Here is a 17,176-nt window from a genome sequence, read left to right on the forward strand (position 1 = left end):
CCCTAAATTTGGCAACGCAATAAAAATATGTTGAGCTTGGTGAGAAATTTAATCTCATCAAGCTCATTTTTAGCGAAATAACAAGTAACAATTTAGAATAAAAATAAAAGCAAAATGGCAAATTATTTTAACACACTTTCTTTAAGAGAGCAATTAGAGCAATTAGGACAGTGTGAATTTATGGACAGAAGCGAATTCAACAACGGTGTTGAAGCTTTAAAAGGTAAAAAAATCGTTATCATCGGATGTGGTGCACAAGGGTTAAACCAAGGATTAAACATGCGTGATTCTGGATTAGATGTATCTTACACTTTAAGAGGAGCTGCTATTGAAGAAAAAAGACAATCTTACCTTAACGCTACTGAAAATAACTTTGCTGTAGGAACTTATGAAGAAATGATTCCTACTGCTGACTTATTAATCAACTTGACTCCAGACAAACAACACACTGCTGTTGTAACTGCTGTGATGCCATTGATGAAAAAAGGAGCTACATTATCTTACTCTCACGGTTTTAACATCGTAGAAGAAGGAATGCAAATCCGTAAAGATATTACTGTAATTATGGTGGCACCTAAGTCTCCAGGATCTGAAGTTCGTGAAGAATTTAAGAGAGGATTTGGAGTCCCTACTTTAATTGCTGTACACCCTGAAAACGATCCAGAAGGAAAAGGATGGGATTATGCTAAAGCTTATGCTGTGGGTACAGGAGGGCACACTGCAGGTGTATTAAAGTCTTCTTTTGTTGCTGAAGTGAAATCTGATTTAATGGGAGAACAAACTATTTTATGTGGATTGTTACAAACTGGATCTATCTTATGCTTTGACAAAATGGTAGCTGAAGGAATTGACCCAGGATATGCTTCTAAATTAATCCAATACGGATGGGAAACAATTACTGAAGGTTTAAAATACGGAGGTATTACCAACATGATGGATAGATTGTCTAACCCAGCTAAAATTGAAGCTTTTAAAGTTTCTGAAGAGTTGAAAGACATTATGAGACCATTATTCCAAAAGCATATGGATGATATCATCTCTGGTCACTTTTCTAAAACAATGATGGAAGACTGGGCAAATGATGATGTAAACTTATTAACTTGGAGAGCTGCTACAGGAGAAACTAACTTTGAAAAAACTCCAGCTGGAGATTTCCAGATTTCTGAACAAGAATACTACGACAACGGTACTTTAATGGTTGCGATGGTTAAAGCTGGTGTTGAATTGGCTTTTGAAGCAATGGTTGACTCTGGAATTGTTGAAGAATCTGCTTACTACGAATCTTTACACGAAACTCCATTAATTGCAAACACAATTGCTCGTAAAAAATTATTTGAAATGAACCGTGTCATTTCTGATACTGCAGAGTACGGATGTTACTTATTTGACCACGCTTGTAAGCCTTTAATTGCTGAGTACGTTAAAAACGCACCTAGCAACTTAATTGGTAAGCCATTCTCTACAGGAAGTAATGGTGTTGACAACGCTGAATTAATTGCTGTAAACAAAGCTATTCGTGAACACGAAGTTGAGTATATTGGTGAGGAATTACGTGAGTCTATGACGGCAATGAAAAAAATCGTATCATAATTACGATCTTTTAATATTACAGAAAGCCGTTGCAAATGCAACGGCTTTTTTTATTTTTATCAAAGTAAACAATTCAACTATATGGTTAACTTAGAATCCATCATCAAAGCACAAATGAACATCAAGGGAGTTGTACAAAACACTCCTTTATCTTACATGGATAACTTTTCAAAAAAGTTTGATGCTAACATTTATTTTAAAAGAGAAGACCTACAATTGGTGAGGTCTTATAAAATTCGTGGAGCCTATAATAGAATTAAAAACCTCAACAAAAAAGAATTGGCAAACGGTGTGGTTTGTGCCAGTGCAGGAAACCACGCTCAGGGAGTTGCTTATGCTTGTAATACGTTAGAGGTACATGGAGTTATTTTTATGCCTGTTACTACTCCAAAGCAAAAAATATCTCAAGTTAAAATGTTTGGTGGAGAATTTACTACAGTTAAATTGGTCGGAGATACTTTTGACGAGAGTTCTAAGGCTGCTGAAATCTATCAAACAGAAACCAATGCTACTTATGTACATCCCTTTAATGATTGGGATGTGATGTCGGGACAAGGAACTGTGGCATTGGAAATATTAGATGCTATCAGCCAGCCTATAGACTATTTATTCCTTCCAATTGGTGGTGGTGGATTGGCTTCTGGAATGATTACTGTTTTTAAAAATTTGAGTCCTAACACCAAAATTATTGGTTTAGAACCCAAAGGAGCTCCGTCACTTAAAACCTCTTTAGAAAAGGGAGAAAATACCAAAATCTACAATATAGATAAATTTGTAGATGGGGCTGCCGTACAAAAAATGGGAGACAATACTTTTCCTATCTGTAAAGACTATTTAGAAGATGTTTCTTTAATTGATGAAGGACATATCTGTAAAACCATTTTAAAATTATACAACGAAAATGCCATTGTTGCAGAACCTGCTGGGGCACTTTCTATTGCTGCTTTAGACAATTATGCAAAAGAAATTAAAGGGAAAACCGTTGTTTGTGTGTTAAGTGGTGGTAATAACGACATCACACGAATGGAAGAAATGAAAGAGCGTGCTTTGTTATACGATGGTTTAAAACATTATTTTATTGTGAGTTTTCCACAAAGAGCAGGTGCTTTAAAAGAATTTGTGGGTGATGTGCTATCGGAAACAGATGATATTGTTCATTTTGAGTACACCAAAAAAAATAGTAGGAGTACCGCTTCAGCTATTGTAGGAATTGAATTGAGTCATAAAGAAGACTTTGAACCTTTGCTTTTTAGAATGAAAGAAAAAGGATTTTATGGGGAATATTTAAACGAAAAACCAGAATTGTTCAGTCAAATTGTATAACAAAAAAACGCTCCAAATTTGGAGCGTTTTTTTGTTATTATCAATATATAATTTAATAAAAGTCTTCAATTACTTCTAATTCTGTTTGAAAAGAAACAACTTGTCCATCTTCATATTTAGCTTGCATTTTTGCGTTCATCTTAGAAGCATCTTCCATATAAAATGCTTTAAATGTATTTTTATCTTTTACTGCGTATTGTACAGAATAGGTTTTCCCTCCCATTTCTTCTTGAATCATAACCCTAGTCATTTTAGCCCCTGAAAATTTACCTGTAGCTAACATTTGAGGAATATAAAACTCTCTCATCCATACCAACCAATCTTCATGAATACCATCTGCTACATTTGTAGTTACATTATATATGTACATCTTTTATTTTTTTTGCAAAAATACAGGTTTGACTTTCAAAGTACAATTAACCTTGAATAATTTTTCTAATAGTCAAAGAATTAAGTCAACCTAAAATAGCTTTCTAAAAATTAGGTTTTCTCTTTTCTAAAAAAGCAGTAACTCCTTCCTGAAATTCTTCGGTTCCAAAACAAGATCCAAATAACTCTATCTCTTTTAACAATCCAATATTCCCATAAGTAGCGTTTATGGCTTGTATACTTTTCCTTACTGCTCTAGGAGAATTCTGTACTATTTTATTGGCTATTTCAATGGCTTTTAACAACAAATCCTCTTGTGACACCACGTAGTTCACCATTCCTATTTTTAATGCCTCCTGCGCTGAAATCATCTCTCCTGTTAAAATCAATTCCATCGCTTTTCCTTTTCCTACCAACTGAGTCAATCTTTGAGTTCCTCCATAACCAGGAATCACCCCTAAAGTCACTTCTGGTTGTCCCATTTTCGCGTTGTCAGAAGCAATTCTTATTTGTGCAGCCAAAGCCAATTCTAATCCCCCACCCAAAGCATAACCATTGATAGCCGCGATGACAGGTTTTGTATACGTTGCTATTTTATCAAACAATAGTTCGTGTCCAAAACGCGATAATTCCGTTCCTTCTCTTCTATTAAAATTGGCAAATTCTTTAATATCTGCTCCGGCAACAAAAGCTTTATCACCTGCTCCAGTCATAATTAATACTCTTATTGTATCGTCTGATTCACATAAACAAAGTATATGATTTAACTCTAAAATTGTTTTTTTATTTATTGCATTGAGCTGCTTTTCACGATTGATGGTGATATACATAATAGCTCCTTCTTGCTCAAACTGAATATTTTCTATTTGCATTATAAACTTAATTTAGAGAGTTCAGAATCAATACCTTTTTACTTTTGTAAAACATCATTAAGATAAAAAAAGTAATTAACAAGCCATTGCTATTCAATTGTAAATTTTGATAAAATTCATTTTACATCTTCTGACTCTTCTTTTCCTGAAGTCCAAATAATAGCATTTTTTAATTGATTTAAAAAACGAATGTCTGAAAAAGACTCTTTTGTATGTCCCAGACCTGTATAGAAAACTCTAGCACCTTGAAAGATTTGATACCATATAATGGGATGACTCACCCCCATTTGTTCTCCTGTATAACTACTTTCATCTAAAGTTGCCAACACCTCTATTTTTTCACTTATAGGCAGATGAAAATTATACCATTCATCTAAAAAAACTTCTTGTTCTTTTAAGTGAGCTATTGTTATATGATCATGATTTTTACTTAGTTTTACTGTGGCTTTTTGAATTTTTGGATGATTTTTAAAAACAGCTCCTGTCATTTCTCCGTACCATTCCCATTCCATTTCTGTATCTGTTGCCGCATGAATTCCAACAAAACCGTTTCCTTTTTCAATAAAAACTACCATTGCCTTTTGTTGCTCTTCATTTAAAATATCTCCGGTGGTGTTTAAAAAGAATAGCGTACTAAAACTTGATAGATCTTTGTCATTAAAAATAGAAGCATCTTCGGAGAAGGTCATTTTCCAGTTATTTTCTTCTGCCATCTTTTTTAAAGCCTCTATCCCTGTTTCTATAGAATCATGTCTATAGCCCGCCGTTTTAGAAAAAACCAAAACTGAAACTTGTTGAGCATTAATGCTGGTTGTTATTAACAAGAACAGACCAATTAGTAAGTATTTTTTCATGAATTATTAATTTTTAGGAAAACTAATTTTAAACTCAGTTCCAAAACCAACCACAGAATTAAACTCGACCTCCCCTTTGTAGGTTTCTATAATGTTTTTAACCATCGGTAAGCCCAACCCCATACCACTAGTCTTAGTAGTAAATTTAGGTTCAAAAATAAGATCTTTGTCTTCATCAGCAATCCCTTTACCGTTGTCTTTTACTGTTAAAACAACTTCTTTATCGGTTTCTTTAAGTTTTACTTGAATGATTGGCTCTTCTACTGCTTCAGTGGCCTGCGTTGCATTTTTTACCAAATTATTAATCACCCTTGTGATTTGATTTTTATCTAAGTTTAAAAAGATTTCTTCTTGGTTAGATTGAAATTCGATGGCATCATCGTAAAAAATATCAATGGCTGATTTTATGGTTCTTACCAAATCTACCCTTTCTATATTTTTTTGAGGCATTCTTGCAAAATCAGAAAAAGAAGTTGCAATTGATGACATGACATCAATTTGTTGAGTTAACATCAAAGAATAGTCCTTTACCTTTTCTCTAATTCCTTCTGCATTTGGGTCAAAAGTTCTTTCAAAGTTCTGTACCGTTAACTTCATTGGCGTTAGTGGATTTTTAATTTCATGGGCTACCTGTTTGGCCATTTCTCTCCAAGCCTGTTCTCTTTCACTCTTCGCTAATTTTTCGGCACTTTCTTCTAATTCATCAATCATTTGATTGTATGCATCTACAATAGAAGCAATTTCTGGTGTAGAATCTTTGGTATCAATTTTTTGATTGTTTTGCAACAATTTGGTTTCTTGAATTTTATCAGAAATAGATTTTAAGGAGCGAGTTATGTAGCTAGATAAGAAATAAGCAAAGGCAACCGCCAACAATAACATTACTGCGTATACCACAAAAAGTCTGTTTAAAAAAGAGGTTAATTCTTCTTCTTCTTGACTATTATCTTGTATGTATTCTATTTTAAGAATCCCCACCTTATTCATATTTCTATCGTGAATATACGAGTAAGATGATTGTGAAATTTTTCCGTTTTCTAGATTTACAGGTTCTTTATACTCCTCTTTTTCTTTTAGTTTATCCAAAATCTGAATAGGCATTCTATCTTTAAAAACTCTAAACCACGGATCAAAAGAGTTAATTTGTAATTTACCATTCAAATCATATATACTCATTTTCATATCATGCACCGTTGCAATCTCATGAATTCTTTCTCTAAAAATAAATCCTAAAAACTGTTGATATGCTGGATAAATAGTGTTTTCTAGTTCAAAGTTTACGTTCTTCTGAGCGGCTGTTTCTTTTCTTTCAAAACGAGAATCGTAATATTCTTTGGTTTGTTTTTTATACTGCCTTACTGTTACTACCGCTATAAATATTGAAGCTAATCCTACCAAAAGCAGCATGGCTAAAAATATTCGTATTCTTAAAGAAACTCTATTCATCTGAAAAACTATAAGTTAGGTTGGTTTATTTACACGGTTTAGTGTTATCAAAAGCCAAGCCAATCTAAGAAATTGATTTTAGATAACCACAAAAGCTCACCATAAACAACAAAGGCGATGCCTATGCATCGCCTTTGTTTTATTTTAATTCAAGAAAAACTAACCAACTATATTGATGATTTTCCCTGGTACAATAATTACTTTTTTAGGAGTTCTTCCTTGTAATTGATCTTGTGTTTTTTCATGAGCCATTACAATATCTTCTATTTCTTTGGCTGATAAATCTAATGGCAGCTCTAATTTAAATCTCATTTTACCATTAAAAGAAACTGGGTATTCCTTTGCGCTTTCTACCAAATGACTTGGCTCAAAAACTGGGAAAGGTGCTGTTGCAATAGATTGATTATTTCCTAGTTTAGACCATAATTCTTCTGTAATATGTGGTGCATAAGGAGAAATTAAAATCAACAAAGGTTCTAAAATTTCTTTTTTAGTGCACTTTAATGCTCCCAATTCATTTACCGCAATCATGAAAGTACTTACCGAAGTATTGAATGAGAAATTCTCTATATCTTCTTGAACCTTTTTGATGGTTTTATGCAATACTTTTAACTCCTCTTTACTTGGTTCTCCTGCATCTCCTTTAAAATCGTTTGCATTTGCATACAATCTCCATAATTTTTTCAAGAAAGAATGTACTCCACTAATTCCTGCTGTATTCCATGGTTTGGATTGCTCTAAAGGTCCTAAGAACATTTCGAACAAACGCAAACTATCTGCTCCATATTCTTCACAAATACTATCTGGGTTGACCACATTGTATTTTGATTTAGACATTTTTTCTACTTCTCTAGTAGTTATATATTTATCATTTTCTAGCAAATAACTAAACTCAAAAACTCCAGAAAACAAATCAGAATATTTTGAATCTGATTCAAACTCTTTAATATTTAATTCATCTGATGAATTAACATAAACAACATCGACATGTCTTTTAAAATCTTCTATTGTATATTCTAGATCTGAATCTTTTATAAAATTATCCTGAACATATTTTTTTAAATCTGTGTTCTTGGAATAAAAAACCAGAATAGGCCTTTTAGTATCAATCGCTATATTTCCTGTCGATGGACTAGTAAAATGAATTATTGCATAGTGTATAAAAGCAGAAGTTCCCAAAATCATTCCTTGGTTGATTAATTTTTTTGCAAACTCCTCAACGGGAACATAATTTAAATCATACAAGAATTTTTGCCAAAAACGAGCATACAATAAGTGTCCTGTAGCATGTTCTGATCCTCCTAAATACAAATCTACTTCTTTCCAATAGTCTAAAGCTTCTTTACTTGCAAACTCATCAGCGTTGTTAGCATCCATGTATCTATTAAAATACCAAGAAGAACCTGCCCAACCTGGCATAGTGTTTAATTCCAATGGAAACACAGTCTTATGATCAATTTTATCACAATTAACTACCTCTGCAGTTGCGCAGTCCCAAGCCCAAACCTCAGCATTTCCTAGAGGTGGTTGTCCATCTTCTGTTGGCAAATATTTTTCTACCTCTGGTAATAAAATTGGCAAATGTTCTTTGTCAATCATTTGAGGCATTCCATCTTTGTAGTATACAGGAAATGGTTCTCCCCAATAACGCTGACGGCTAAATACTGCATCACGTAAACGATAATTGATTTTTCCTTTTCCAAAACCACGTTGTTCCATTTCGTAAATAGCCAACTTGGTTGCTTTGTTTACATTTAAGCCCGATAAGAAATCTGAATTGGCAATTTTAGCCGTTTTGTCTTCACAAGCACTTTCTGAAATATCTACTCCTTCAAAAATATTTTTGATCTCAATTCCAAAATGTTTTGCAAAATCGTAATCACGTTGATCTCCACACGGAACTGCCATCACTGCTCCTGTTCCATAACTTGCCAATACATAATCTCCAATCCAAATTGGAATGTTTTCTCCTGTAAAAGGATGTATGGCATAAGCCCCTGTAAAAGCCCCTGAAATGGTTTTTACATCCGCCATTCTATCTCTTTCCGAACGTTTTGCCGTGGCCTGTATATAAGCTTCTACTTGTTCTTTTTGTTCATCCGTTACAATTTGCGACACCAATTCGTGTTCTGGAGCTAAAGTCATAAAGGTAACTCCAAAAATAGTGTCAGGACGGGTGGTGAAGACTTCTATCGTTGCTGGTTGTTGGTTGTTGGTTCTTGGTTCTTCTGAAAAAACTTTAAATTTAACTGATGCTCCTTGAGAACGACCAATCCAATTGGTTTGAGCATCTTTTAATGGTTGTGGCCAATCAATAGTACTCAACCCATCTAACAAACGCTGTGCATAGGCTGCAATACGCATAGACCATTGCATCATTTTTTTACGAACCACAGGATGACCTCCACGTTCTGACAATCCGTTGATGATTTCATCATTTGCCAAAACGGTTCCTAATGCAGGACACCAGTTTACTTCTGTTTCAGACAAATACGTCAATCTATATTTTGACAGTACTTGCTGTTTTTCTACATCTGAAAAAGCATTCCAATCAGATGCTGTAAAATCAACTACCTCTTCATCACAAACCGCATTTACGTTTTCAGTTCCATCTGCTTCGAACAATGCAATTAACGAATCTATTTTTTCTGCCTTGTCTGCTGCTTTGTTATACCAAGCATTAAACAATTCTGTAAAAATCCACTGGGTATGTTTATAATATTCTGGTGTTGATGTTCTGATTTCACGAGACCAATCAAAAGAAAAACCAATTTTATCTAATTGTTTTCTATAGGTATTGATATTGGTTTCAGTCGTTACTGCAGGATGTTGTCCTGTTTGAATGGCATATTGTTCCGCAGGTAATCCAAAAGAATCGTATCCCTGAGGATGCAATACATTAAAACCTTTATGACGTTTATAACGAGCAAAAATATCTGAAGCAATATATCCTAACGGATGTCCTACATGCAACCCTGCTCCAGAAGGATAAGGAAACATATCTAAAGCATAAAACTTAGGTTTGTCAGAAGTATTCTCTGCTTTAAAAGTTTGGTTTTCTGCCCAATATTTTTGCCATTTGGCTTCTATCTCGTTAAAATTATATTCCATTTTTTAGCTTATTGTCTGTTAGCTATTGGCTAAAGACTATTTTTCGAGTGGCAAAAATACAGTTCTTAAACGAGAGTTGAAAGCTATCCTTCGGCTAAAATTTAGACATAAAAAAACAGCCTATTATAAAGGCTGTTTCATTTAAACAATTATATCTTTTATTCTTCGCTCATAGGTACGGTTACAATTTCATTTCCCCAAGCCAAATATAAATTCATTTTGTTGTCAAAAACCATTGTAAAAGCCTCAATACTCTCTTCATTTTTAGACACCTCCGCTTTTACTCTAACTACATCGTGCTTTTCGTTATAAGAATATGCTCCCCAAACATCTGTATCACTATTTAAAATAATCGTCCATTCTTTTTCACCTGGAATAGCAAATAAAGAATAAGTTCCTGCTTCAACTTTTTCTCCTCCAAAAACCACATTTTTATACAATCTAATTTCTGTTGCCTCATTCGCTCCCATTCTCCAAACCTCTCCTGGTTTTGCTAAAGCTTCAACTGTTCTACCCTTTAGCTGCGGTCTACTATAAATGATTTTAATTATTTTATCTGATGTTTTATAACTCATCGGATAAGAAACCGCATCCATAGGACTCACATCTAATCCTTTAAAACTTTGAGCATTTATAGCAAAACAACTCAATATCATTACTAACAAAACAAGTCCTTTTTTCATTATTATTTTTTTTATGATTTATTTTGGAGCTAATATACAAATCTCATTCCTTTAATAAAGGAATTTATTTAGATGGGATTATTATCCCAACTGAATACTATATCTTTGCGAGTTGAACAAGCTAGTATTTTAGGATAGATGAAGAACATTAGAAATTTTTGCATTATTGCACATATTGACCACGGTAAAAGCACCTTAGCAGATAGACTATTAGGTTTTACTGGTGCTGTTACCCAACGTGAAGAACAAGCACAATTGTTAGACAATATGGATTTGGAAAGAGAGCGTGGTATTACCATTAAATCTCACGCCATTCAAATGAATTATCATTACGAAGGAGAAGATTACATTTTAAACTTAATTGACACTCCTGGACACGTAGATTTTTCTTATGAAGTATCTAGATCTATTGCTGCATGTGAAGGAGCTTTGTTAATTGTTGATGCTGCACAAAGTATACAAGCACAAACCATTTCTAACTTATATTTGGCTTTAGAAAATGATTTGGAGATTATTCCCGTGTTAAACAAGGTTGATTTACCAAGTGCTAATCCTGATGAAGTAACTGATGATATTGTAGATCTTTTAGGATGTGAACCCGAAGACGTGATCCACGCAAGTGGAAAAACAGGTTTTGGTGTTGCAAATATATTAAAAGCCATTATTGAAAGAGTTCCTGCTCCAACAGGGAATCCAGATGCTCCCTTAAAAGCTCTAATTTTTGACTCTGTATACAACTCATACAGAGGAATAGAAACTTACTTTAGAATTATTGATGGTTCTATTAAAAAAGGAGAAAAAATTAAATTTATGGCCACTGGAAAAGATTATTTTGCCGATGAAGTGGGAACCTTAAATTTACGTCAAAGTCCTAAAAAAGAAATCAAAACAGGAGATGTTGGATACTTAATTACAGGTATTAAAACTGCTTCTGAAGTAAAAGTTGGAGACACCATTACTAGCTTGGTAAATCCAACAGCTGAAAGAATTGATGGATTTGAAAATGTAAAACCAATGGTATATGCAGGTATTTATCCTGTAGACACCGAAGATTATGAGGAGCTAAGAGCTTCTATGGAAAAATTACAACTAAACGATGCTTCGTTAGTTTTCCAACCAGAAAGTTCAGCTGCTCTAGGGTTTGGTTTCCGTTGTGGATTCTTAGGAATGTTACACATGGAAATTATTCAGGAACGTTTAGAACGTGAGTTTGACATGACGGTGATTACTACAGTACCTAACGTATCTTACCATGCTTTTACAAAAAAACACCCAGACACTATTATTTTAGTCAACAACCCTACTGATTTACCCGACCCGTCTAGTATGGACAGAGTAGAGGAGCCATATATCAGAGCTTCTATCATTACAAAGTCAGATTTTGTGGGACAAGTAATGAGTTTATGTATAGAAAAACGTGGAGAAATTGTGAACCAAACTTATTTAACTACTGAAAGAGTTGAATTGAGTTTTGACATGCCTTTGGCTGAAATTGTTTTTGACTTTTACGACAGGTTAAAAACCGTATCAAAAGGATATGCTTCTTTTGATTATCATCCAACAGGAATGAGAGCCTCAAAACTAGTTAAGGTAGACATTTTATTAAACGGAAGTTCTGTAGATGCCCTATCGGCCTTAATTCACGCAGACAATGCTCATCAGATTGGTAAAAAAATGTGTGAAAAATTAAAAGAATTAATTCCACGTCAACAGTTTGACATTCCTATTCAGGCTGCTATTGGAGCAAAAATTATATCAAGAGAAACCACCAAGGCATTAAGAAAAGATGTTACTGCTAAATGTTATGGAGGAGATATCTCAAGAAAACGTAAGCTTTTAGAAAAACAAAAGAAAGGTAAAAAGAGAATGAGACAAGTAGGAAATGTTGAAATTCCACAAGAAGCATTCATGGCCGTTTTAAAACTAAACGACTAATTATCAAAGACCTTGCTTTGCAAGGTCTTTTTTTATACTTCATTTTTAAGCACTGTTTTATCCACTTCCTATGAAAACCCTATTAATTATTTATTAATTTACTTAAGAATTAATATATGTTAACAGATTTTTTTATTAAGTTTAGGATGTGAATTAAATGGATTTTTTATGAAAGTTATACACGTTAGTGCAGAATGTTATCCTGCAGCTAAAGTTGGTGGTCTCGCAGATGTAGTTGGAGCCCTGCCCAAATACCAAACCAATCTTGATTATGAGTCGGCAGTAATCATGCCGTACTACAACAACAAGTATGCCAAGAACTCAAAATACATTACAGATTTTAAATGTAATGTCGATTTGGCTGAGAATAGCTTTAAAGCCGTAGTTTACAAAGTTGAAAATAGTTTTGAAGATTTAGGCTTTCACTTGTATCAAGTAAAAATAAAAGACCTTTTAGACAGAGAAAATGTTTATGGTTACCAAGATGATACTGAACGATTTATTGCTTTCCAAAAAGTAGTCTTAGATTGGATTTTACAGTTTATAAAAGCTCCAGAGGTTATTCATTGTCACGACCATCACACAGGATTGATTCCTTTTATGCTAACCCAATGCATTAAATATAAATCGATGAGAGGTATTCCAACTGTGTTTACCATTCACAATGCAGAGTATCAAGGAGAATTTCCATTTGAAAAATTATCGTACCTTCCAGAATACGATTTAGAATATTCTGGACTTTTAGAGTGGGATTATGCTATCAATCCGATGGCAGCTGCTATTAAAGCCTGCTGGAGATATACCACGGTTTCTCCAAACTATATGAATGAACTCCCATATGCTTCAACTGGATTAGATTGGTTATTTGACACTGAAAGAGAAAAATCTGTTGGAATTTTAAATGGAATTGATGCAGATGTTTGGAACTCTTCAACGGATCCTATGATAGCTAAGAACTATTCAGTTAATACTGTTGAAGCAGGAAAAAAAGCGAATAAATTGGCTCTTTGCGAAAAATTCGGATTGAATCCAGACAAACCTTTAGTTGCTTTTATCGGTCGATTGGTATATCAAAAAGGAGCAGATATTATGGCTGGAATTTTTGATAGGGCTTTAGATGCCAATGATATTAATGGATTGGTACTTGGTTCAGGAGATCCTCATGCAGAATTTTTATTAAACGAATTGAAAGAAAAATACCCTGGTAGATATAATACTTTTATAGGTTATGATGAAGAGTTATCTCATTTAATTTATGCTGGTGCAGACTTTTTAATCATGCCTTCACGTTTTGAACCTTGTGGTTTAAATCAATTATATGCATTACGTTATGGAACCATTCCTGTGGTTAGAACTACTGGTGGTTTAAAAGATACTGTAAAAGATATTGGAGAAAAAGGTGGATTTGGAATTCGCCACGAACATGTAACCGTTGATGATGTAGCTCTAGCAATCACCCGTGCTAACAAGCTGTATAATGACACTGATGAATTTAAAAGAATTCGAAAAGAAATTATGAAAATTGACAACTCATGGGAGAATTCAGCAAAAGAATACATTGAATTATATAACCTAATAGCTAAATAAAAAAGCATATGAAAAAAAAAGTCTTAGGAATTATTTTAGGAGGTGGACAAGGATCTAGATTAAAGCCCCTAACATCTACAAGATCCAAACCAGCTGTACCAATTGCTGGAAAATATAGATTGGTTGATATTCCTATTTCTAACTGTTTACATTCTGATATTGATAGAATTTTTGTACTAACCCAATTCAACTCTGCATCTTTAAACAAACACATTAAAAACACCTATACATTTGGGAATTTTTCAGGGGCTTTTGTTGATATATTAGCAGCAGAACAAACTCCAGAAAACGATGGTTGGTTCCAAGGTACGGCAGATGCTGTTAGACAGTCTATGCAACATTTTGTGGCATACGACTGGGACTATGCTTTGATTCTCTCAGGAGATCAATTGTATCAAATGGATTTTAACAAAATGGTTAAAGCTCATGAAAAAAGCAAAGCAGATATATCTATAGCAACCTTACCTGTACACGCAAAAGATGCAACTGGTTTTGGAATCTTAAAAACCAACGAAGCAAATGAAATAACTTCTTTTATAGAAAAACCGTCTTCAGAACAATTGTGCGAGTGGACCTCTGAAGTAACTGATGAAATGAAATCACAAGGAAGAGAATACTTAGCTTCTATGGGAATTTACATTTTTAACCGAGAGTTACTTGTTGAGTTAATGAAGAATAAAGAAACGATGGACTTTGGAGGCGAAATTATTCCTCAAGCCATTAAAACCAATAAAGTATCTAGTTATCAATACGAAGGATATTGGACAGATATCGGAACCATTGGATCTTTCTTTGAAGCCAATTTAGGACTTACTGACGACATTCCTCAATTTGATTTGTTTGACAACAACAATAATGTATTAACTCGTCCTCGTTTTTTACCCCCAACTAAAATCTCTGGAACCACCTTAGAAAAAACATTGATTGCAGAGGGAGGAATTATTAACGCAAGTAGAATAGAAAGAACTATTATTGGTATTCGTGCAAGAATTGGTGTAGGAACAACTATATCTAACTGCTATGTAATGGGTAACGATAAATATGAAAGCGCTGATGAAATCGCTCATAAACGATACAACAATATTCCTTTGCGAGGAATAGGTGAACGTTGTTACATTAACAATTGTATCATCGATAAAAACTCTTCTATAGGTAACGATGTAAAGATTAACGGTGGAGATCATCTACAAGACACTGAAACCGATTTATATACTGTGAGAAACGGTATTGTCGTAATTAAAAGTAGTGTCGTCGTGCCTAGTGGAACTGTAATTATATAAATTACAAAATAACAAATCTACGCGACCAAGTAAATCTTACTTGGTCGTGTTATTTAACAACATAATCATTCAGCTTATGAATCATGTACAAGTATTCAGTCTATTTACAGACTTTGATATATACCTTTTTAAATCTGGGAAACACTTTAGACTTTACGAAAAGTTTGGAGCGCATCCAGCTACTGTAGATGGCGTAAATGGAATGTATTTTTCTGTATGGGCACCAACAGCAAACAGAGTATCTGTGGTTGGAGACTTTAATTTTTGGAATGACAGTGAACATGTCTTAAATGTTAGATGGGATAGCTCTGGTATTTGGGAAGGATTTATTCCACATGTAAAAGTGGGAGAAGTTTACAAATACAAAATACACTCTAATAACAATGGAATTGTTACTGAAAAATGTGATCCTTATGGATACCATACCGAACACCCTCCAAAAACCGCCTCAGTAACTTATGACATTGAAGGTTATGAATGGCAAGATAAAGATTGGATGACGTATCGTAAAGACAAAAATGATTTAGACAAACCCTACGCTGTTTATGAAGTACATTTTGAGTCTTGGATGAAAAATGTAGATGAAAACAGACCTTTAAGTTATTGGGAAGCATCCAAAAAATTGGTGCAATATGTAAAAGAAATGAATTTTACCCATGTAGAATTTATGCCTATTATGGAATATCCTTTTGATCAGTCCTGGGGATATCAATTAACCGGATATTTTGCACCGAGTTGTCGATTTGGTCACCCCAAAGAATTCATGAATTTGGTGGATGAATTCCATAAAAATGACATTGGTGTTATTTTAGACTGGGTGCCATCACACTTTCCTTCTGATGACCATGGTTTAGGATTCTTTGACGGATCACATTTATATGAACATCCTGATAGAAGAAGAGGATATCACAAAGACTGGAAAAGTTTGATTTTTAACTATGGAAGAAATGAAGTTCGTTCATTCTTAATTTCAAATGCATGTTTTTGGTTAGATAAATATCATATTGATGGATTAAGAGTAGATGCAGTTGCTTCTATGCTTTACTTAGATTATTCTAGAGAAGAAGGAGAATGGGAACCTAACAAATTTGGCGGAAACGAAAACTTAGAAGCCATAGAATTCTTAAAAGATTTTAATACTGAAGTTTACAATAGCTTCCCAGGAGTGCAAACCATTGCCGAAGAATCAACCGCTTTTTCTGGCGTTACCAGAGATGTTGAGCACGGTGGTTTAGGATTTGGTATGAAGTGGATGATGGGTTGGATGCACGATACTTTAGGATACTTTAAAAAAGACCCTATCCATAGAAAATATCATCACAATGAAATTACTTTTAGCATGGCCTATGCTTTTACTGAAAGATATATGCTTCCTCTATCTCACGATGAGGTAGTTTATGGAAAAGGATCTATCATCGGTAGAATGCCTGGTGATAAATGGCAAAAGTTAGCAAATTTACGTTTATTATTTGGATACATGTATTCTCACCCTGGAGGTAATTTATTATTTATGGGAGCTGAATTTGGACAAGAAAACGAATGGAGTTACGCTACTAGTTTAGATTGGCATTTGTTAGAAAACCCAGAACACAAAGCCATTCAAACCTACATGAAAGATTTAAATCAGTTCTTAAAAGAGACCCCTGCTTTATATGAAAAGGGATTCTCACAAGAAGGTTTTGAATGGATTAATCACGAGGATGGTGAAAAATCTGTTTTAAGTTATATTAGAAAAGGACACGAAGGAAAAAATGATATTATTGTGCTTTGTAATGCAACACCAACTGTTCAAGAAAACTACTTAATTGGTGTTCATAAAAAAGGTAAATTGAAGGAAATTTTCAACTCAGATTTGAAAAAATATGGAGGTAGTGGTATCAAAAATAGCAAGCAAATTGAAGTTTCTGACAAACCTTGGAACTGGAAGGACTACTCTGCTGAAGTTACTATCCCTCCACTAGGAATTGTCATCTTTCAAGTAAAATAAAATTATATTTTTAAAATAGATTCCTAAACACTCTTTATTACACAAAATAAAGAGTGTTTTTTTATTAAAAACTCAATTTAACAATGTTTCTTACTCATTACAAAAGCCCAGTATTTACAAGGGTTTGTTAAAGAAATGA

General features: G+C 33.9%; 12 protein-coding genes. 6 read left to right on the plus strand and 6 right to left on the minus strand.

The annotated features are described in order from the left end of the window. Positions 1-114: 114 nt before the first annotated feature. A complete protein-coding gene (gene ilvC / locus QVZ41_RS02315; RefSeq protein WP_302882926.1) occupies positions 115-1,590 on the plus strand; it encodes a ketol-acid reductoisomerase in 1,476 nt (491 codons plus the stop codon). An 81-nt stretch (positions 1,591-1,671) separates the two neighbouring features. Then, positions 1,672-2,913, plus strand: a complete 1,242-nt coding sequence (gene ilvA, locus QVZ41_RS02320; RefSeq protein WP_302882927.1) for a threonine ammonia-lyase IlvA — start codon at positions 1,672-1,674, stop codon at positions 2,911-2,913. A gap of 52 nt (positions 2,914-2,965) precedes the next feature. Here ilvA and QVZ41_RS02325 read toward each other — a convergent pair whose 3' ends face one another. The 6 genes from QVZ41_RS02325 to QVZ41_RS02350 form a co-directional block, all read right to left on the minus strand. Further along, positions 2,966-3,283 (minus strand): DUF4286 family protein, encoded by a 318-nt coding sequence (locus tag QVZ41_RS02325; protein ID WP_302882929.1) that lies wholly within the window; start codon positions 3,281-3,283, stop codon positions 2,966-2,968. 103 nt (positions 3,284-3,386) lie between these two features. Beyond that, entirely contained in the window at positions 3,387-4,154 is a 768-nt protein-coding gene (locus QVZ41_RS02330; RefSeq protein ID WP_302882931.1) for an enoyl-CoA hydratase/isomerase family protein, read from the minus strand. Between the two features lie 116 nt (positions 4,155-4,270). Continuing rightward, a complete protein-coding gene (locus QVZ41_RS02335) occupies positions 4,271-5,008 on the minus strand; it encodes a ThuA domain-containing protein (protein ID WP_302882932.1) in 738 nt (245 codons plus the stop codon). 6 nt (positions 5,009-5,014) lie between these two features. Next, positions 5,015-6,454 (minus strand): sensor histidine kinase, encoded by a 1,440-nt coding sequence (locus tag QVZ41_RS02340; protein ID WP_302882933.1) that lies wholly within the window; start codon positions 6,452-6,454, stop codon positions 5,015-5,017. 159 nt (positions 6,455-6,613) lie between these two features. Continuing rightward, complete coding sequence (locus tag QVZ41_RS02345) at positions 6,614-9,565, minus strand: leucine--tRNA ligase (RefSeq protein WP_302882935.1); 2,952 nt, start codon at positions 9,563-9,565, stop codon at positions 6,614-6,616. 158 nt (positions 9,566-9,723) lie between these two features. Beyond that, positions 9,724-10,248 (minus strand): DUF2911 domain-containing protein, encoded by a 525-nt coding sequence (locus QVZ41_RS02350; protein ID WP_302882936.1) that lies wholly within the window; start codon positions 10,246-10,248, stop codon positions 9,724-9,726. Positions 10,249-10,386: 138 nt separating this feature from the next. On the opposite strand from QVZ41_RS02350, the gene lepA reads away from it, so the two are divergent. The 4 genes from lepA (at position 10,387) to glgB (ending at position 17,037) form a co-directional block, all read left to right on the plus strand. Beyond that, positions 10,387-12,183, plus strand: coding sequence for a translation elongation factor 4 (gene lepA / locus QVZ41_RS02355; RefSeq protein WP_302882937.1), 1,797 nt, complete (start codon positions 10,387-10,389; stop codon positions 12,181-12,183). Between the two features lie 168 nt (positions 12,184-12,351). After that, positions 12,352-13,770 (plus strand): glycogen synthase, encoded by a 1,419-nt coding sequence (locus QVZ41_RS02360; protein WP_302882938.1) that lies wholly within the window; start codon positions 12,352-12,354, stop codon positions 13,768-13,770. An 8-nt stretch (positions 13,771-13,778) separates the two neighbouring features. After that, positions 13,779-15,050: a glucose-1-phosphate adenylyltransferase gene (locus QVZ41_RS02365; protein ID WP_302882939.1), complete on the plus strand. Its 1,272-nt coding sequence runs from the start codon at positions 13,779-13,781 to the stop codon at positions 15,048-15,050. Positions 15,051-15,126: 76 nt separating this feature from the next. Next, a complete protein-coding gene (glgB, locus tag QVZ41_RS02370) occupies positions 15,127-17,037 on the plus strand; it encodes a 1,4-alpha-glucan branching protein GlgB (RefSeq protein WP_302882940.1) in 1,911 nt (636 codons plus the stop codon). Positions 17,038-17,176 lie beyond the last annotated feature (139 nt).

Source organism: Wenyingzhuangia gilva (genome assembly GCF_030519655.1).
Lineage (GTDB): Bacteria > Bacteroidota > Bacteroidia > Flavobacteriales > Flavobacteriaceae > Wenyingzhuangia > Wenyingzhuangia gilva.